The 18,405-nt window shown below is 71.6% G+C and carries 13 protein-coding genes; 6 read left to right on the forward strand and 7 right to left on the reverse strand.

Going from position 1 to position 18,405, the window contains the following annotated elements; translation table 11 throughout:
* Nucleotides 1-56 precede the first annotated feature (56 nt).
* Nucleotides 57-1,448 carry a S28 family serine protease gene (locus ACWCP6_RS14920; RefSeq protein WP_450932833.1) on the reverse strand — a complete coding sequence of 464 codons (1,392 nt, stop codon included), beginning with the start codon at nt 1,446-1,448 and terminating at the stop codon, nt 57-59.
* 82 nt (nt 1,449-1,530) lie between these two features.
* Complete coding sequence (locus tag ACWCP6_RS14925; RefSeq protein ID WP_450933052.1) at nt 1,531-1,893, reverse strand: hypothetical protein; 363 nt, start codon at nt 1,891-1,893, stop codon at nt 1,531-1,533.
* Nucleotides 1,894-2,121: 228 nt separating this feature from the next.
* On the opposite strand from ACWCP6_RS14925, the gene ACWCP6_RS14930 reads away from it, so the two are divergent.
* Nucleotides 2,122-2,619, forward strand: coding sequence for a hypothetical protein (locus tag ACWCP6_RS14930; protein WP_450932834.1), 498 nt, complete (start codon nt 2,122-2,124; stop codon nt 2,617-2,619).
* Nucleotides 2,620-2,647: 28 nt separating this feature from the next.
* Here the strand turns inward: ACWCP6_RS14930 and ACWCP6_RS14935 are convergent, their stop codons facing one another.
* From ACWCP6_RS14935 to ACWCP6_RS14950, 4 genes are all read right to left on the reverse strand, one after another.
* Nucleotides 2,648-6,370, reverse strand: a complete 3,723-nt coding sequence (locus tag ACWCP6_RS14935; protein WP_450932835.1) for an ABC transporter ATP-binding protein — start codon at nt 6,368-6,370, stop codon at nt 2,648-2,650.
* 99 nt (nt 6,371-6,469) lie between these two features.
* Entirely contained in the window at nt 6,470-7,399 is a 930-nt protein-coding gene (locus ACWCP6_RS14940) for a serine hydrolase (protein ID WP_450932836.1), read from the reverse strand.
* Between the two features lie 273 nt (nt 7,400-7,672).
* A complete protein-coding gene (locus ACWCP6_RS14945; protein WP_450932837.1) occupies nt 7,673-10,141 on the reverse strand; it encodes an AAA family ATPase in 2,469 nt (822 codons plus the stop codon).
* 381 nt (nt 10,142-10,522) lie between these two features.
* Complete coding sequence (locus ACWCP6_RS14950) at nt 10,523-10,822, reverse strand: hypothetical protein (RefSeq protein WP_450932838.1); 300 nt, start codon at nt 10,820-10,822, stop codon at nt 10,523-10,525.
* Nucleotides 10,823-11,296: 474 nt separating this feature from the next.
* Between ACWCP6_RS14950 and ACWCP6_RS14955 the strand changes: the two genes are divergently transcribed.
* Together ACWCP6_RS14955 and ACWCP6_RS14960 are read left to right on the forward strand one after the other, a co-directional pair.
* A complete protein-coding gene (locus ACWCP6_RS14955) occupies nt 11,297-12,091 on the forward strand; it encodes a helix-turn-helix domain-containing protein (protein WP_450932839.1) in 795 nt (264 codons plus the stop codon).
* Nucleotides 12,084-12,314 carry a DUF397 domain-containing protein gene (locus ACWCP6_RS14960; protein ID WP_450932840.1) on the forward strand — a complete coding sequence of 77 codons (231 nt, stop codon included), beginning with the start codon at nt 12,084-12,086 and terminating at the stop codon, nt 12,312-12,314. The genes ACWCP6_RS14955 and ACWCP6_RS14960 overlap by 8 nt, the downstream gene beginning before the upstream one ends.
* A gap of 32 nt (nt 12,315-12,346) precedes the next feature.
* Here ACWCP6_RS14960 and ACWCP6_RS14965 read toward each other — a convergent pair whose 3' ends face one another.
* A complete protein-coding gene (locus ACWCP6_RS14965; RefSeq protein WP_450932841.1) occupies nt 12,347-13,948 on the reverse strand; it encodes a PucR family transcriptional regulator ligand-binding domain-containing protein in 1,602 nt (533 codons plus the stop codon).
* Between the two features lie 178 nt (nt 13,949-14,126).
* Here ACWCP6_RS14965 and ACWCP6_RS14970 point away from each other — a divergent pair, with 178 nt between their 5' ends.
* From ACWCP6_RS14970 to ACWCP6_RS14980, 3 genes are read left to right on the forward strand one after another with little or no spacing between them, the layout of a single operon-like run.
* Nucleotides 14,127-15,620 carry a sodium:solute symporter gene (locus tag ACWCP6_RS14970; protein WP_450932842.1) on the forward strand — a complete coding sequence of 498 codons (1,494 nt, stop codon included), beginning with the start codon at nt 14,127-14,129 and terminating at the stop codon, nt 15,618-15,620.
* Nucleotides 15,621-15,675: 55 nt separating this feature from the next.
* Nucleotides 15,676-16,647, forward strand: coding sequence for an agmatinase (gene speB / locus ACWCP6_RS14975; RefSeq protein ID WP_450932843.1), 972 nt, complete (start codon nt 15,676-15,678; stop codon nt 16,645-16,647).
* A 5-nt stretch (nt 16,648-16,652) separates the two neighbouring features.
* On the forward strand, nt 16,653-18,335 hold the full coding sequence (locus ACWCP6_RS14980) for a thiamine pyrophosphate-binding protein (RefSeq protein ID WP_450932844.1): 1,683 nt from the start codon (nt 16,653-16,655) through the stop codon (nt 18,333-18,335).
* The last annotated feature ends 70 nt before the right edge of the window (nt 18,336-18,405 follow it).

Genomic DNA, 18,405 nt, shown 5'->3' on the forward strand with positions numbered 1-18,405 from the left:
GGCGGGGCGCCGCGAGGGGCCTCGGCCCCTCGCGGCTCCCCGCACCCGTCGGACGGCTACCGGCGGAGCGTCAGCTCATGCTTCGGGTGGTCCAGCGTGCGGTCGTATCGCGCCAGGGGCGCCGCGGTCGGGGTCACGCCCGCCCACTCCTGGATGCGGCTCGTCGCGAAGTCCCGCTCCGCGGGGACGAGTGCGGCGACGTTGGCCCCGTGGTTGGCGTGCGGCGCGGTGAACACATGGGAGTCCCGCACCCCCCTGCCGAGGCGGAAGCGCTCGGCGCCCCACGGGTCGTCCTGGCCGTAGACGTAGAGCATCCGGGTGGCGTGGTGGCGCACCCAGCTGTCGACGTCCCGCATCGCCGAGGGGTGGAACGTCATCGGGATGGAGCGCGGCACGAAGTTCCGCGGCGGCTGGTAGCCGTAGCGGGACAGCTTGCCCAGCCAGGGCTGCCGGATGGTGGGCGAGCCGAGCTGCGTACCCGCCTGGTAGTAGTACGGGGTGTACTGCTCCAGGCCCTGGTCGGCGTAGGAGGACCAGCCGCCGACCTGGTCGACGTAGTCGAAGAGCGCCTGGTCGCTGACGGTCCGGGCGTCGGGGACGTCCGCGCAGGCGGACTCCGGCTGGTACTGCCAGAAGCCCCACACCAGGTCGAGGACCGTTGCCTCGTACGCCTTGTCGAGCGAGCCGACCGTGTCGACGGTGTAGTGGTTCGCGGTCAGGTAGTCGGCGTACTTCTTCTCCAGCGCGTCACGGCGTACCAGCGTCTCGCGCTGCACGGCCTGCAGCGCCTCGCGGCAGTCCTTCGGGCCGACGCCCGACAGGAACCTGTCGTACGCGGAGTCCTCCTTGTTCACCACGTCGTTCGGCGCGACGTAGGCGACGACACCGTCCATGTCGCGCGGGTAGAACCGCTCGTAGTAGGTGGCCGTCATGCCGCCCTTGGAGCCGCCGGTGGCCAGCCAGTTCTTGCCGTAGATCGGCTTGAGGGCCTCGAAGACGCGGTGCTGGTCGCTGGCCGCCTGCCAGATGTCGAGCTTGGACCAGTCGGCCGGCTGCGGACGCGACGGCGTGAAGAAACGGTACTCCAGAGAGACCTGGTTGCCGTCGACGATCCGGGTGGGCTCGGAGCGGCTGGGATTCGTCGAGACGTTGTAGCCGCTCGTGTAGAACACCGTCGGACGGTTGGTGTCCTTGTGCAGCACCGTCAGGCGCTGCTTGAACGTGCCCTCGGACGGGTGCCGGTGGTCGACCGGCTGGGTGTACTCGAGGACGAAGTAGCGGTAGCCGGAATACGGCTTCTCCTCGACCAGGCTCATGCCCGGGATCGCGAGCAGCCGGTCCTTGATGTCGACGGCCTCCGGCCTGGAGGCGGCGGTGGCCGCCCCCGCCGTGCCGACGGTGCCTATGAGCACCACGAGCGCGAGCAGCCATCTGAGCGCCTTGCGCATGCACCCTCCCCTGGGTTCGCTGGAGCCTTGCGAACCTAGCGGAGCAACTCCCCTTTCACCAGGGCAACTTGAGGCAACACACTCAGCACATGATCCAGCCGGAGCTGACCGACGAGGAGCCGATCGTGCCCTTCACCCACACGCAGCGGTGCCCCGCGTACACCGTCACCGGTCCCGCGTGGTGCGTGAACCGGCCACGGTCGAGCACCGGCCGGCTGCCACGGGCCTGGACGCTGACCGACATCATCCGGCGCACTCCCGGCTGCTTGGCGACGGCCACGGCGCACACGAAGCCCGAGCGCTTGTAGACGTTCACGGAGCCCGCCGAGAAGGACAGGGCGCGCACCTTGTGACCGGAGCAGGCGTCCACGGCCTGCGCTCTGAGGGCTCCGGGTCCCGCCACCGTCACCAGCGCGGTGACCGCGAGCACGGCCAGTCCGGACATGAAGCGTCGCGCGAGTCGTCGGCGTATGCCGCCTGCACTGCCCACAGTTGCCCCTCCCACCACTTCAGCATCAGCGTACTGTTCGTACAGGGACGCCTCGCACGCGCCCTCCGGTTGCACAGAATTTCGAGTGTCGATTTTTCGTTCGTTCACGTTTTGCCGCGTTTTGGGACAACCTCCCGGTGACACCCGTCGTCCAACAGAGCAAACGCGAAAGGCGGGTCGACGATGACTCAGACGCGTACCACCGGCCGCATCCGTGGCCGTGTCCTGCTGGCCACCGCACTGCTGACCGCCGCCGTGGCGGTCCCGTCCGCGGCGGCCGCGCCGGCCGTCCACACCTCCTCCGCTCCCCCGTCGGCGCCGACGCGCAGCGGCGGTTCGGAAGCGGTCTACGACCGGGTGGCGCACTTCTACGGCGCCTATATCGACGTCACCACCGACGCCGGGCGGAACACGGCGGCCAAGGAGCTGCGCTCCTTCTACCTCACGCCCGGGCTGCGCTCACGCCTGGCGACCTGGGAGAACCGCAACCACGCGGACGGCGTACTGCGCGCCCAGGACGTGCCGCGCGCCTGGCGGGTGACGGCGGGCGACAGCGGGATGGGGCACACCTGGACGAACGTCCGGCTGACCTGGGGCTCGGCCGCCCATCCGACGTACACCTATCTGGTCGTGCAGTCGGACCTGGCGACGAAGAAGATCTCCGACATCAAGCCGCGGTAGTCCCCGCGGGGCGCGGCGGCCGCCGGTGTCAGGCCGCCGTCGCCCCCACCGGCTCCCCCACGAACGTCGCCCACAGCCGGGCGTACCGTCCGCCCAGGGCGAGCAGTTCCTCGTGCGTGCCGTCCTCCGCGACCCGGCCGTGGTCCATCACGACGACCCGGTCGGCGCGGGCCGCGGTCGTGAGGCGGTGGGCGACGACGAGCGTGGTGCGCTTGCCCGTGAGGCGGTCCGTGGCCAGGTTCACCTGGGCCTCGGTGGCCAGGTCGAGGGCTGCGGTGGCCTCGTCGAGGAGCAGGACGTCCGGGTCGACCAGCTCGGCCCTGGCCAGCGCGATCAGCTGCCGCTGCCCCGCGGACAGGTTGCGGCCGCGCTCGGTCACCTCGTGCAGATAGCCGCCGTCGAGGGTGGCGATCATGTCGTGCGCGCCGACGGCGCGGGCCGCGGCCTCGACCTCGGCGTCGGTGGCACCGGGGCGGCCGTAGGCGATGGCGTCGCGCACGGTGCCCGCGAAGAGGTAGGCCTCCTGCGGGACGACGCCGAGGCGGTGCCGGTAGGAGGTGAGGTCGAGGTCGCGCAGGTCGGAGCCGTCGACGGTGACCCGGCCGTCCGTCGGGTCGTAGAACCGGGCGACGAGCTTGACCAGGGTCGACTTGCCGGCGCCGGTCTCGCCGACGAACGCGACGGTCTGCCCGGCGGGTATGCGCAGGTCCACCTCGCTGAGCGCCTCCTCCGCCTCGCCGTAGGCGAACCGCACGCCCTCGAAGGCGATCTCGCCGCGCAGCGAGATCACCTCCAGGGGCTCGGCCGGGGCCTTCGTCGAGGTCGGCTCGCGCAGCAGCTCCTGGATGCGGCCCAGCGAGACGCTGGCCTGCTGGTAGCCGTCGAAGACCTGCGACAGCTGCTGCACGGGCGCGAAGAACAGGTCGATGTAGAGGAGGTACGCGACCAGCGCACCGGTGGTGAGGGTGCCCGCCGTCACCCGGTCCGCGCCCACGATCAGCACCGCGGCCGCGGCGACCGACGACAGCAGTTGCACGAAGGGGAAGTACACGGAGATCAGCCACTGGCCGCGGATCCGGGCGGCCCGGTAGCTCGCGCTGCGCTCGGTGAACCGTCCCTCGCCCGCGCGCTCGCGCCGGAACGCCTGCACGATCCGCAGTCCCGCGACCGTCTCCTGGAGGTCGGCGTTGACCACGGACACCCGCTCACGGGCCAGTTCGTAGGCCTTGACGCTCTGCTTGCGGAAGACGTACGTGCCGACGACCAGCGGCGGCAGCGTCGCGAAGACGACCAGGGCCAGTTCGACGTCGATCACGACCAGCGCCACCATGATGCCGAAGAAGGTGACGACGGAGACGAAGGCGGTCACCAGACCGGTCTGCAGGAACGTGGACAGGGCGTCCACGTCCGTCGTCATCCGGGTCATGATGCGACCGGTCAACTCGCGCTCGTAGTAGTCGAGTCCGAGCCGCTGGAGCTGCGCGAAGATCTTCAGCCGCAGGGCGTACAGCACCCGTTCGCCGGTACGCCCCGTCATACGCGTCTCGCCGATCTGCGCCGCCCACTGGGCGACGACGGCCAGCAGCGCGATCGCGGCCGCCGCCCAGACCGCGCCGAGCGCGAGCCGGGTGACGCCCTGGTCGATGCCGTGCCGGATCAGCACCGGCAGCGCCAGGCCCATGGCCGCGTCGACGGCGACGAGCGCGAGGCTGATCGCGAGGGGCCCGCCGAAGCCGCGCAGCAGCCGCCGCAGCCCGTACGACTCCTCGGGTGTGACGGCCCTGGCCTCGTCGACAGCCGGCAGGTCGGTGGCCGGCGGCAGGGCGTCCACCTGTGCGAGGAGTTCGGGCGTCGCGGGGGTGCCGGAGAGCGCGGCGTCCTTGGGTTCGCGGTCGCCGCTCCACAGGTGCGGAGTGACCCCGCGTTCGGCGTCGAACTCGGCGTCCAGTTCCTCCCGCACGCTCGTGTCCTGCGCCTGTTCGACGGGCTGGGCGTGCCCGGGCGACACCCCGCCCAGTTCGTCGGGATCGGTGAGCAGGCGCCGGTACAGGCCGGACCGTTCCTGCAGTTCCTCGTGGGTTCCGATGTCGGCGAGCCGGCCGTCGTCGAGGACGGCGATGCGGTCGGCGAGGTTCAGGGTGGAGCGCCGGTGGGCGATGAGGAGGGTGGTCCGCCCGGCCATGACCTGCTTGAGCGCCTCGTGGATCTCGTGCTCGACGCGCGCGTCGACCGCGGAGGTGGCGTCGTCGAGGACGAGCAGGCGCGGGTCGGTGAGGATGGCGCGGGCCAGGGCGACGCGCTGGCGCTGGCCGCCGGAGAGGGTGAGGCCCTGTTCGCCCACCTTGGTGTCGTAGCCGTCGGGCAGCTCGGCGATGAACCGGTCGGCCTGGGCGGCGCGCGCCGCGGCCTCGATCTGCTCCTGGGTGGCCTCGGGGTGGCCGTAGGCGATGTTGGCGCGGACGGTGTCGGAGAACAGGAAGCTGTCCTCGGGGACGAGGCCGATCGCGGCGCGCAGGGACGGGAGCGTCAGCTCGCGCACGTCGTGGCCGCCGACGAGGACGGCGCCGTGGCTGACGTCGTAGAAGCGGGGCAGCAGCAGCGACACGGTGGACTTGCCGGAACCGGACGAGCCCACGACGGCGAGGGTCTCCCCGGGGCGTATCCCGAACGACAGCCCGTCCAGGACCGGGCGGCCCTCGTCGTACGCGAAGGTCACGTCGTCGAACTCGACGGTCGCCGGGGCGTCCGCGGGCAGGTCGAGGGTGCCGTCGACGATGGCGGGCTCGGTGTCGATCAGCTCCAGGACGCGTTCGACGCCGGCGCGGGCCTGCTGGCCCACGGTGAGCACCACGGCGAGCATCCGCACCGGGCCGACGAGCTGGGCGAGATAGCTGGAGAAGGCGACGAACGTGCCGAGCGTGATGTGCCCCTGGACCGCCAGCCAGCCGCCGAGCGCCAGCATCGCGACCTGTCCGAGTGCGGGCACCGCCTGGAGGGCCGGGGTGTACGTGGCGTTCAGCCGGATGGTCCGCAGCCGCCCCGCGAACAGCCGCCGTCCGACCTCGCGCAGCTTCCCGGTCTCCTGCTCCTCCTGCCCGAACCCCTTCACGACGCGCACACCGGTCACGGCGCCGTCGACGACCCCGGCGACGGCGGCGGCCTGCGCCTGCGCGTACCAGGTGGCCGGGTGCAGCCGGGTGCGGCTGCGCCGGGCGATGAACCAGAGGGCGGGCGCGACGGCCAGGGCGACCAGGGTGAGCGGCAGCGACAGCCAGGCCATGATCACGAGTGAGATCAGGAACAGCATGATGTTCCCGATGGTCATCGGGAGCATGAACAGCAGGCCCTGGATCAGCTGGAGATCACTGGTCGCGCGCCCCACGACCTGCCCGGTGGAGAGCTCGTCCTGGCGTCTGCCGTCGAGCCGGGTGATCGTCGCGTACATCTCGGTACGCAGGTCGTGCTGGACGTCGAGGGCGAGCCGGCCGCCGTAGTAGCGGCGTATGTAGGTGAGCACGTAGACGACCACGGCGGCACCCACGAGTGCGCCGGCCCACACCGTCATGGAACGGGTGTGCGCCCCGACCACGTCGTCGATGATCACCTTGGTGATCAGCGGGACCAGGGCCATCACGGCCATGCCCCCGAGGGACGAGCCGAGCGCCAGGACGACGTCCTTCGGATAGCGCCATGCGTACCCGGCGAGCCTCCGTGCCCAGCCCTGGGTCCCCCGCCCCTGTTCCGCCGCCACGCCGGTGCCTTCCGTCGAATCCGAACTGCTGGTCCACCCGGAAGACACCAACGCGGGACGGAGCGGATTTCATCCCTCCGCAACAAACCGACCGGCAGGTCAGTCGCGGGGCACCGCGGGGAAGGCCTCGCGCGGGGTGGCGGTCGGCACGTAGCGGCGGACCGCGGCACCGGTGGGCGTGGTCGGCACAAGATCCTTGTGGATGGCCCGGGAGACGGCCTGGATCGTGTCGACCCCGTAGTCCATGGTGCTGTTGTCCTGGGTGAGCACCGAGATCATGTAGTCGTGTCCGGCGCCGTTGAAGGTGCCGAGGCTGTGCACGCGCCAGCCGTGCGTGGCCCGCTGCAGCCAGCCGTTCTTGACGTGCACGGCCACGGTCGACGGCGCGCCCGCGGGCGTACCCCAGCGCTGCGAGGAGACGACCTTGCCCATGAGCTTGAGGATGTAGGCGCGTGCGTTGTCGCTCAGCACGGTGTTCTTCCCGGTGACGAGCTCGAGGAGCTTCTGCTCGTCACGGACGGTGATCTGGGTGAGCCCCCAGTAGCCGCCCGTCCCCGGGACCGTCTGCGTCATCCCGGCCGCGGCCAGGAAGCCCTTGACCTTGGTCGTCCCGAGCTGCCGCCACAGCGCGCTGGTGGCGTCGTTGTCGGACTGGGTGATCATGGCCGTGGCGAGGTTCGTCTCGCGGTCGGTCAGATAGCGGTTGTGCTTCTTGGCGTCCCACAGCAGCGTCGCCAGCACGGTCACCTTCACGACGCTGGCCGAGTCGTACGCCGACGTCGAGCGCAGCGTGCAGCGGGTGCTGGTGGAGCGGTCGTAGAGGCCGACCGCGACGGTGCCTCTGCGGTTCGCCAGGGCCGCCGTGATGTCCTTCTGCAGCTTGGCGGCCAGGCCCGCCGTGCCGGACGTACAGCTGACCTGCGCCGGCGCGGCCGCGGCAGGCACCGCGGCGGCCACGAGCGGCACGACCACCCCGACGGCCAGCCCCGCCGAGAGCACACGGGCACGCCGGGATATCCGGTGAGTCATGGAGGTTCCCCATCCCCTTGATGTGAACGAGTGCACCGGGGCGCACTCGCCCCCCTTGACTCCCAGGAGGGGGTGGATGGTTGTGTCCTTTGCGAAAAGATGTACGACCGACCTCACGGCGGAACGGGAAGGGTGGACCACCGGACCACAAAAGCCCAGCGGCCGGCCCGCTCGCCACCCGTGGTACCGGCTTGACGGTGCGTCATGCGGACGGGGTCGGTGTCATTGGGCCGTCCGGCCTCCCCCGAGGAGCGTCGCGAAGGGCGCGCCGCGTCAGGGGTTGTTCAGCAGACACGTGCGGATCTCCGTGTGCCGGAACATGTAGTGGGCGCCCTCGCCCCGCAGCACCTCGGCCCGGTGGGCATCCTCCAGGAAGCTCATCAGGCGCAGCGGCAGGCGGCGCGTGGCCCAGGAGACCAGGCGCACCACGGCGAACGTCGGCCAGGGGGTGAAGGAGGCGGCGAGCACCATGCCGATGCACAGGCCCAGCGCCGCTCCCTGCCGGTAGTCGGCCATCCCGGCCATGTCGGCGCGCAGACCGAGCGGCGCCCGTGACGTCAGCGCGTGAGCCGTGGACATGACCACCGCGCCCAGGCCGGTCGCCGACACCACATAGGCGAGGGACATCGTCCTCGCGGCCGCCAGGGTGGTGTGCGGGGACGCTGCACGCTCCCGGCTCTGGGGCTGACCGAGCCACCGCATGAACGCACCCGTCACCCCGAACGCCAGCACCGCGGTGACGCCGTACGTGAGGGCGACGGCAGCGGCACGGTGAACTCCCTCCTGCCCGTGGTGCGCGAGCGTCGCACGCAGCACGATGACGGTGCCGCCGCCGACGCCGATCGCCACGCCCGCGGTGGCGCCCACGGCGAGGTGGGCCAGAAGATCGCGCCAGCGGCCGCGCAGTGCGGCATTGACGCCCGTGGGCTGGGACGGCGTGCTCCAGGAACCGGTGGCGCGGACGAGAACGTTGGTGAACGCCACCGAGATGGCCATGCCCAGGCTGGTCGTCAGCAGCCGGTGCACACCGGCGGACGGGCCTTGGACCAGCCCGTCCCAGGCGCCCGCCCAGCATCCGGCTGCCAGGCCGGCGCCAGCACTGCCGACGGCTATGCGCCACACCGACCTCTGCATCCAGCCGATCAGAAAGACGCCGACACCCAGCGGCACACCGAGCTCGACACCGTCGTGCACCGCCTGAGCGAGCCCGTACCGGGTCAGTGCCGCGGCGCCGATCGCCACCGTGCACGCGGTCCCCACCAGCGCTCCCAGCCGGGCGCCGTCGGCCCGGTCGCGCAGCACGCCCACGATCAGTCCGAGCGCCATGCCGACCGGCGTGCCCCGGGCCAGCCCCTCCGGGAACCCGCTGGACAGCAAGTAGACGAGGGCCGCCAGAACGCCGGCGACGCAGGCCGCGGCGCGGCGCCCGAGCATGTCGTGCCAGCACCACCAGGACAGGTGCTTGGAGTGGTGCCCGTCCAGATAGCGGGCCAGCGACCTCAGCCAGCTGCGGGCCCGGCGCCCGTCCCAGTCCCGCAGGGGGAAGACGCCCCGGCCCTCGGCGCGGGTCGGCGCCGGAGAAGTGAAGGCATCCTCCAGAAAGCGCCTCAGCAGGTGGGTGCGCACATCGCCGGTCCGCGCCACGTCGACCAGCGAGTCGGGGGCCCGGCGGTTCGGGCCGTACACGGACCGCGCCAGGCTCGCGTACAGCGGAATGGACAAGGCGTCGGCCAGCGCGCCGGGCGTGCCGCTGGAGAGGGCGTGCCTCACCGGCCGCCACCACGCATCGGTGCTCTGCAGGGTCCGTCCTCCGCGCAGGAACGTGACCACTTTGGACACCGAGAGCCGCTTGAGCGTGGTGATGCGCATCGCGGAGAAATCCAGCTGCGGCCGGGAACGCAGCGCATCCATCGCGTCCGAGGTGCAGGCGATGACCAGCGGCCAGCTCTGCACGGGAGAGGACGTCAACTGCTCCACCACCTCCTCCCGCAGCGACTCCTCCAGCTCGTCCAGACCGTCCAGCACGAGCACCACGCGGCGCGTCTGCAGGAGCCCGTGAATGGCCGTCCCACCGAAGCGCGCGTTGTCGAGGAAGCCGTATCCGGCCCTGAGACGTTCCTCCGCCCAGTTCGCGAAGCGCTTGCGGGAGTCCCACCGGGCCACGGACACAAGAACCGGAACGGGCTCGGAACCGTCCCCTTCCTCACGGCGCCGGAGCAGACCGAGGGTCAGCAGGAGCAGGTGCACGGACTTCCCGGACCCGGGCTCCCCGGTGACGACCAGGCGCCGGGACGGGGCCGCGGTGAAGTTGCGCACCACCCGCTGCTCGTACGGACTGCCGACGGTCGACTCCGTGGCCCCGCGCGCGAGAACCCCGACCGACAACGGACCGGTGAAATTCCAGGGGACCTCGGCAGCACTGGCTTCGACGATGCCCCGCTTCTCCGCTTCGAGAGGCCACTGCTCCCACAGAGCCGAAGCCAATGCCTGTGCAGCAGCCTCCAGTTCCTCGTCCGTCGAGGGACCCGGCACGTCGTGCTTCCTGAGCAGGAAGACGACGGCGGGCCCCAGACTGACCAGCGCAGCGACCACGGTCGCCACGGCGCTCGTGGTGTCCGCAGGCTTCTCCACCTGCGACCAGATCAGCACTGCGGCGACGGACAAACAGACCAGGAGCCCCAGCACCCGGCCCACCACACCAAGGACACTGCGCCTCTCGTTCGAACCCCGGATGCCGTCCATGCCGCTCCCGACCGTGGTGAAGGGACTGTCGTGCGGCGTCGCCCCTCGAAAGCCGCATCCATCCCAGAGCACTTCAGTCGACGCAGAGAACTCCATACCGGGTTCGACTCCCAGGAGGGCGCACTGTCGCACAGAAGGGGGCGCACAGATCGGCTCCATGCGCACCAGGACGGCCACGCTCGTGTCCTTGCGGAGCCGATCGCTCACGCCGGGAGACGGTGCCGCAGCAGGATCTCGGCAGCAGGGCCCGGCGTGAGGCGGCGGGGCTGACGCGGCAGCCACCGTGCGAGGACCGCCGCTTCATCTGCGGAAGCCGCGACGGCCATGACGGACCTCACCCCGGGGTACGTCAGCGACCCCGAGGATCTGTGTGGTTCCCGCTTACTGCCGCTCAGGCGGGTTCGGATCCCAGCCGGCCGCGAACGACCACCTGACCTTCGACTCCGCGGTGAACCGCAGGGAGCCGGTGGAGCGGCCCTTGTTCATGTCCATCTCGTTCATGGCGGGCAGCACTTTTCCCTTTTCGCACACGAGAGAAAAGGACACGTCCGTCGGCTGCACATGCACCGTGAGCCGGCCCGGGCCCTGGCAATTGACCGCGATGGCCAGGGTCTTGCCCGCCCTGATTCCACCGGGAATCGGATAGACGGCGGTTCCCGTGACGGCGGTGCCCCTGGTCACGGCCCTCATACCTTCCGACGCGAGATCCGGGGCCCTTTCGACCGAGGGCGCACGAGGGTCACGGGTGGGGCCGGGCGCCGCCGCGGTGGGCGATGCGCCTACGGCAGGGCTCGATCGACCGCGAGTGGGGCCGGCGCTCTCGTGCGAGCTGCAGCCGGCCGCCACGAGCAGGGCGGCAAGGGCACAGACGGCCCTGCGGACCGACGCACCGGTGAGCGCCATCAGCTCGTCCCCTTGTTGCGCGGACAGCAGACGAAATGCATGTTCATCCCTTCGCTTCCCCCTGTGGGAACCGGCACGGCTCCCACCGACCTGCGCACGCCGCCGACGGACACGGCACCGGCCGGGCCCCGGTCATCCGACCCGGCCTCGATGACGTCGTTCCGTAGCAAACCGATCACGGAGTGAGACGGCGCGCAGTAGTCTCGCCCGAGGATCTCAGGTCACGATGCCTTCGTCGTAACGGAGTTGGCGATGCGGAACACCTATGGCGAGTGGCTCAGGGCCCGGCGTGAGGCGGCGGGGCTGACGCAGCAGCAGCTCGCCGACGCGGCGATCATGACGCGGTCGCACATCGCGCACATCGAGGCGGGGCGCCGCATTCCGTCCCGGGAGGACGCGCGGCGGCTGGACGGGGCGCTGAACACGGGGGATGTGCTGAGCAGTTTCCTGCCGCACGACGGCGACACGATCGCCGACTACTTCGAAGCTGCGCGGCATCTGGAGCAACAGGCGACGATGATCCGCGAGTTCGCACTCAGCTTCGTTCCGGGCATCCTTCAGACCGAGAGGTATGCACGTGCGGTGCTGGGAACGACCTTTCCGCCGCGCAGCGACGAGGAACGTGAAAGGCATGTGGCCACACGACTGGAGCGCGCGAAGGTCCTCGGCGATCCGCTGACACCCGTGGTGTGGGCCCTGCTGGACGAAGCGATGCTCCGGCGCCCGATGGGCGGGGCGGATGTCATGGCGGAACAGATCATGCACATCGTCGCCCTGACCGAGGCGAGGCGCATTCGCGTCCACATCCTGCCGCTCGGCCTGGGCGCTCACCCGCTGATGCAGAGCATGCTCACGCTGATGTGGTTCGAGGACCAGCCCCCGGCTGCCTACAGCGAAGGCCTGGCCATCGGCAAGGTGCATGATTCCCCGGCCGTGGTCCAACGGCTGCAGGGCGCCTACGATCTCGCACTGAGCGACGCACTGCCTCTGAGCGAGTCACTTGCCTTCCTGAAGGCAACGGCGAAGGACTACGGACACCATGACTGAGCACACCATCCCGAACGCTTCCGCGCTGAGCGGCTGGCGTAAGTCGTCCTACAGCGGAAACGAATCCGGCAGCTGCCTCGAAGTCCTCGACACCCACCCCACCGGCATCCCCGTCCGCGACTCCAAGGCCCCCCAGGGCCCGGCGCTGGTCTTCTCCGCGGACGGGTGGTCGTCCTTCGTCGCGGCCGTCCGGACCGGCACCCTCGGCCCCGCCTCGGGCTGAGGGTCCGTCAAACCTCCCTGCCGGCGGGCTCCTCAGGCGTTCCGCAGGGCGAACCAGAGCTCCATCCGTACGTCCGGGTCGTCGAGGTCGGCGTCGAGGAGCGTGCCGCAGCGGGCGATGCGCTGGCGGACGGTGTTGCGGTGAACGCCGAGCGCCACGGCCGTGCGGTCCCAGCTGCCGTGGAGCGAGAGCCAGGTGCGCAGGGTCTCGGTGAGCGCGGGTGTGCCCGCGATCGGGGCGAGCAGGACGCGCGCGTGGGCCTCCGCGTCCGCGGCGGGCACGAGGGCGGCGAGGCCGTGGTCGGCGGTGCGGTGCCGGACGAGCGGTGCACGGGTCGCCTCGGCGTGCGCGAGGGCGCGGCCCGCCTGGGCGTCGGCGGTCGCCAGGTCTGGCACCGCGGCGGGCTCGCTGACCCCGAGCGTCCAGCCGGGCTGCGGCAGGGGCTCCCGGTCGGCGGCGACCAGGACGCGTACGACGCCTTCGCCCACGTCGACGAGCGGTGAGCCCAGCGCGGCGCCCAGCGCGGTGGCGGCCAGCGGGTCGACCGGCTCCCCGCGGTGCGCCTGCACGACCTGCCACCGGCCGACGCCGAGCAGTCCGGCGACGTCGGCCGGTGGCGCGCCCAGCAGCAGCCGTACGAGTGCCGCCGACCGTGCCGCCTCGGCGGCGCCCTGGTGTTCGCCGGTGAGCAGCGACAGCAGGACGACGGCGACACCGGTGATCGTGTGGTCTCCGGGCTCCCGGTGGTCGGACGCGACGCCGAGCGTGAAGCCCTTGCCGCCGCCGAGGAGATAGACGGCGAGGTGCGTGGTGCCGACGGTGTTGGTGGCGGAGGTGGGGCGCGGGCCGGTGGAGGACGGGGACGCGGGGGGCGTCGGGGAGGCGGGGGCCTCGCCCGGGGCGCGGGTGCCGGCCGTCGTGGCGCCCCCGGCACGCCCACCGCCCGCCGCGGCCCCGGCACGGCCGCCCGGGCCCGTCCGCCCGGCCGGCGAAGGCCGTACCACCCGGCCCAGGTCGGCCAGCTCCTGCCGTACCTGCGCGTCCGGCTCCGCCCCCGCGGCCAGCACCCGTGTGCCGTCCGGGGCGGCGAGGACCGTCCAGCCGCCGAGCCGGTTCGCCAGCTGACGCAGGACCGCGGGGACGGGGTCGGGGCGGGCCGCCGCCCGGGCCAGTCCCTGCTGCGCCTCCGTGACACGGCGCAGCTCCGCGAGCCGCACCTGCGCCATCAGGGCCCACACCGCACGGGCGACCGCGCTGAAGGTGGTGCGCGGCGGCACCTCCAGGAGCGGCAGCCCGTACTTGTCGCAGGCCTCCACCAGCGCCCGCGGCACCGAGTCGTGGACCGGCGCGAGACCGAAGCCGAGGGCGGCGCCGCCGGCCTCGACGACCCGGGCGACGTACGCGTCGAAGTGCGCGACCGCGCCGGCCGCCTGCGTGGCGTGCACACCCGCCGTGAGCAGCAGCTCACCGCCCAGCAGATACGGGTACGGGTCGGCCATCTCGGAGGTGTGGGCCCAGAGGATCACGGTGCCCGCGTCCCGTGGGCCCGCGATCTGGCGCAGGCCGAGGTCCTCGCGGGCCAGCAGGGCGGCCAGCGGGACGGGTGGGGTGGGTGGGGCCGCGGGATCCGGCATGGTGGACGTTCCCTCCATTCGGTTCCGCTGAAGTGGATGAAACGTACACTTCAGGGTCGCTTTCCGGCCACTTACATTCGTCTTACCGGTGACGCGGGTACGGGCGGATGTCCCCGCGGTCTGACGCCGGAACCCACCATCTGCACGACACGCCACCGAGGTGCGCGAAGGAGGGCCCATGGCCGTCGACTACACAGTGATCGTCGTCTATCTGGCCGGGATGCTGGCCATGGGCTGGTGGGGCATGCGCCGCGCCAAGTCCAAGAGCGATTTCCTGGTGGCCGGCCGCCGCCTGGGACCCGCCATGTACTCGGGCACGATGGCGGCGATCGTCCTCGGCGGCGCGTCCACCATCGGCGGCGTCGGCCTCGGCTACAAGTACGGGCTCTCCGGGGCCTGGATGGTCTTCACCATCGGCCTGGGCCTGCTCGCCCTCTCCGTCTTCTTCTCCGCCCGGATCGCGCGGCTCAAGGTCTACACGGTCTCCGAGATGCTCGACCTGCGCTACGGCGGCAGGACCGGCGTCATCTCCGGTGTCGTCATGTGGGCGTACACGCTGATGCTGGCGGTCACCTCGACGATCGCGTACGCCACGATCTTCGACGTCCTCTTCGACATGAACCGCACCGTGGCGATCATCCTCGGCGGTTCGATCGTCGTCGCCTACTCCACGCTCGGCGGCATGTGGTCGATCACGCTGACCGACATGGTGCAGTTCGTCGTGAAGACCATCGGCGTGCTGCTGCTCCTGCTCCCGATCGCCGTGGTCAAGGCCGGCGGCTTCAGCGAGATGAAGGCGAAGCTGCCCACCGGCTACTTCGACCCGCTGGGCATCGGCGGCGAGACGATCTTCACCTACGTGCTGATCTACACCTTCGGCATGCTCATCGGGCAGGACATCTGGCAGCGCGTCTTCACCGCCCGCAGCGACAGGGTCGCCCGCTACGGCGGCACGGTCGCCGGTACGTACTGCCTGGCCTACGCCCTCGCCGGCGCCGTCATCGGCACCGCGGCCAAGGTGCTCTACCCGAAGCTCGGCAGGGCAGACGACGCCTTCGCGACCATCGTCAAGGACGCCCTGCCCATCGGTGTCCGCGGCCTGGTCCTCGCCGCCGCGCTCGCCGCGGTCATGTCGACCTCGTCCGGTGCACTGATCGCCTGCGCGACCGTCGCCAACAACGACATCTGGTCCCGGCTGCGCGGCGTCGTCAAGCGCGACCACGACGGGGCCCGCGACGGCGCCCGCGAAGAGGCCCACGACGAGGTCAAGGGCAACCGCCTCTTCATCCTGATCATGGGTGCGGCCGTCGTCTGCATCGCCATCGCGCTGAACAACGTCGTCGAGGCGTTGACCGTCGCGTACGACCTGCTCGTCGGCGGACTGCTGGTGCCGATCCTCGGCGGTCTGGTGTGGAAGCGCGGCACCGCCGCCGGTGCGCTCGCCGCGGTGGTCGTCGGCGCCCTCTCCGTCATCGGTCTGATGTGGGGCTACGGCATCCTTGCCAATGAGCCCGTCTACTACGGCCTGCTCGCCTCGCTCGTGGCCTACGTCGTCGTCTCGCTCGCGACCAGGCCCACCGACGCGGCGGTCCTCGCCGTCTGGCGCGAGCGTCTCGCGGGACGCACGCCTGAGCCCGCCCCCAGCCCTGAGGCCGTACCGGCACCTCAGTAAAGTCACCATCGTCCGTCACGAACGCGACGAATCGCAGGAAAGAAGGCACCAGATCATGAGCAGCAACGAGACGCCGCGCGGCCCCGTCGACTCCTCCCGCATCCCGCGGTACGCCGGTCCGGCCACGTTCGCCCGGCTGCCCCGCATCGACGAGGTCGGCACCGCCGACGTCGCCGTCGTGGGCGTGCCGTTCGACTCGGGCGTCTCGTACCGGCCGGGCGCCCGCTTCGGCGGCAACGCCATCCGCGAGGCGTCCCGGCTGCTGCGCCCCTACAACCCGGCGCAGGACGCCTCGCCGTTCGCCCTCGCGCAGGTCGCGGACGCCGGTGACATCGCGGCCAACCCGTTCAACATCAACGAGGCCGTGGAGACCATCGAGGCCGCCGCGGACGACATCCTCGGCACCGGCGCCCGCATGATGACCCTGGGCGGCGACCACACCATCGCGCTGCCGCTGCTGCGCTCGGTCGCCAAGAAGCACGGCCCGGTGGCCCTGCTCCACTTCGACGCGCACCTCGACACCTGGGACACCTACTTCGGCGCCGAGTACACGCACGGCACGCCGTTCCGCCGCGCCGTCGAGGAGGGCATCCTCGACACTTCCGCGCTGTCCCACGTCGGCACCCGCGGCCCGCTGTACGGCAAGCAGGACCTGACCGACGACGAGAAGATGGGCTTCGGCATCGTCACCTCGGCGGACATCTACCGCCGCGGCGCCGACGAGGTGGCCGACCAGCTGCGCCAGCGCATCGGCGACCGCCCGCTGTACATCTCCATCGACATCGACTGCCTCGACCCGGCGCACGCCCCCGGCACCGGCACCCCCGAGGCCGGCGGCATGACCTCGCGCGAGCTCCTGGAGATCCTGCGCGGCCTGTCCTCCTGCAACCTCGTCTCCGCCGACGTCGTCGAGGTGGCCCCCGCCTACGACCACGCCGAGATCACGGCCGTCGCCGCGTCCCACACGGCGTACGAGCTGACCACGATCATGTCCCGCCAGATCGCCGCGGCGCGCCAGGAGGGCTGACCGACGTGACCCACGACCACGACCTGGTCCTGCGGCCGACCGCCGCCCAGACCGAAGCGGCCCTCAACCCCCCGGCCGGGCGCAACGGCGGGGACCTGGTCGTGGAGACCCTCCAGGGTCTGGGCGCCACCACCGTGTTCGGACTGCCGGGCCAGCACGCGCTCGGCATGTTCGACGCGCTGCGCCGCTCGGACCTGACGTACGTCGGTCTGCGCGTCGAGAACAACGCGGGCTTCGCCGCCGACGCGTACGGCCGGGTCACCGGCGAGGCGGCGCCGCTGCTGCTGTCCACCGGCCCGGGAGCCCTCACCTCCCTCGCCGCGCTCCAGGAGGCGGCGGCCGCCTCGGCCCCCGTCCTCGCGATCTCCTCCCAGATCCCGGTGGCCGGTCTCGGCGGCGGCCGCCACGGCTATCTGCACGAACTCCGCGACCAGCAGGCCTCCGTCCGGGACATCGTGAAGTCGGTGCACACGGTGCGCACCCAGTCCCAGATCCCGTCCGCGATCGCGGCGGCCTGGGAGTCGGCGCTCACCGCGCCGCACGGCCCGGTCTGGGTCGAGATCCCGCAGGACGTGCTCCTCGCCGGGACGACGCTGCCGGTGGTCACCGCTCTCGACGCGACACCGCACGAGATCGTGCCGCGCCCGGAACTGACCGCCGTGGCGGCCGAGTTGCTGTCGACCGCGGCCCGCCCGGCGATCATCGCCGGCGGCGGTGTCGTACGCTCCGACGCCACGGGCAAGCTCCTCGCGCTCGCCGAGAGGATCCAGGCCCCGGTGGTCACGACCTTCGGCGGCAAGGGCGCCTTCCCCTGGGAGCACCCGCTCTCCCTCCAGTCGTGGATGGAGGACCGGCACACCACCGACTTCCTGGAGGACGCCGACGTCCTCCTGGTCGTCGGCTCGGGCCTCGGCGAACTCTCCTCGAACTACCACACGTTCGCCCCGCGCGGCCGTGTCGTCCAGATCGAGGCCGACGCCGGCAAGCTGGAGTCCAACCACCCGGCCCTCGGCATCCACGCGGACGCGCGCCTCGCCCTGTCGGCGCTGCTCGAGACCGTGCGGGAGCGTCGCGACCCGTCGGCCCCCGAGCGGGTACGCGACGTGCTGACCCGGGTCCGGGACCGTATCGCGGCCCAGGACCTGACCCTGGAGCAGCAGCTCGTCGCCACCGTCCGCGAAGCGCTCCCCGACTCCTGCCCGTCCTTCTGGGACATGACGATCCTGGCGTACTGGGCGTGGTCGGCCTTCGACGCGCGCCGGCCCAACACCATGCACTCCGCGCAGGGCGCGGGCGGCCTGGGCTACGGCTTCCCGGCCGCGCTGGGCGCCGCGGTTGCGGACCCCACCCGCCCGGTCCTCGCGGTCTCCGGCGACGGCGGCGCCATGTACTCCATCGCCGAACTGGCGACGGCACGCCAGTACGACCTGCCGGTCACCTGGCTCATCGTCGACGACGGTGGATACGGCATCCTCCGCGAGTACATGACGGACGCCTTCGGGCAGGCCACGGCCACGGAACTGTCCCGCCCCGACTTCGTCGCCCTCGCCGGGTCCTTCGGCGTCCCGGCGGTCCGCACGACACCGGAGGCACTGGGCGAGGACCTGGCCAAGTCCCTGGCCACCCCCGGCCCCTCCGTGGTGGTCCTCCCGGCCCTCCTGCGCATGTTCGAGCCGACCCACCTCTGACGGCCACGGCGGGGGCGGAGTCCGCACCCGCGGAGCGGGGGAACAGGAGCGCTTCCGCAAGGGACGGGCA

The sequence above is a fragment of the Streptomyces sp. NPDC002004 genome (assembly GCF_053593975.1).

Coding starts and splice junctions, on each gene's coding strand:
- ACWCP6_RS14960 (WP_450932840.1), top strand. CDS start 12,084: ATGACTGAGCACACCATCCCGAACGCTTCCGCGCTGAGCGGCTGGCGT.
- ACWCP6_RS14925 (WP_450933052.1), bottom strand. CDS start 1,893: ATGTCCGGACTGGCCGTGCTCGCGGTCACCGCGCTGGTGACGGTGGCG.
- ACWCP6_RS14970 (WP_450932842.1), top strand. CDS start 14,127: ATGGCCGTCGACTACACAGTGATCGTCGTCTATCTGGCCGGGATGCTG.
- speB (WP_450932843.1), top strand. CDS start 15,676: ATGAGCAGCAACGAGACGCCGCGCGGCCCCGTCGACTCCTCCCGCATC.
- ACWCP6_RS14955 (WP_450932839.1), top strand. CDS start 11,297: ATGCGGAACACCTATGGCGAGTGGCTCAGGGCCCGGCGTGAGGCGGCG.
- ACWCP6_RS14965 (WP_450932841.1), bottom strand. CDS start 13,948: ATGCCGGATCCCGCGGCCCCACCCACCCCACCCGTCCCGCTGGCCGCC.
- ACWCP6_RS14930 (WP_450932834.1), top strand. CDS start 2,122: ATGACTCAGACGCGTACCACCGGCCGCATCCGTGGCCGTGTCCTGCTG.
- ACWCP6_RS14920 (WP_450932833.1), bottom strand. CDS start 1,448: ATGCGCAAGGCGCTCAGATGGCTGCTCGCGCTCGTGGTGCTCATAGGC.
- ACWCP6_RS14940 (WP_450932836.1), bottom strand. CDS start 7,399: ATGACTCACCGGATATCCCGGCGTGCCCGTGTGCTCTCGGCGGGGCTG.
- ACWCP6_RS14945 (WP_450932837.1), bottom strand. CDS start 10,141: ATGGACGGCATCCGGGGTTCGAACGAGAGGCGCAGTGTCCTTGGTGTG.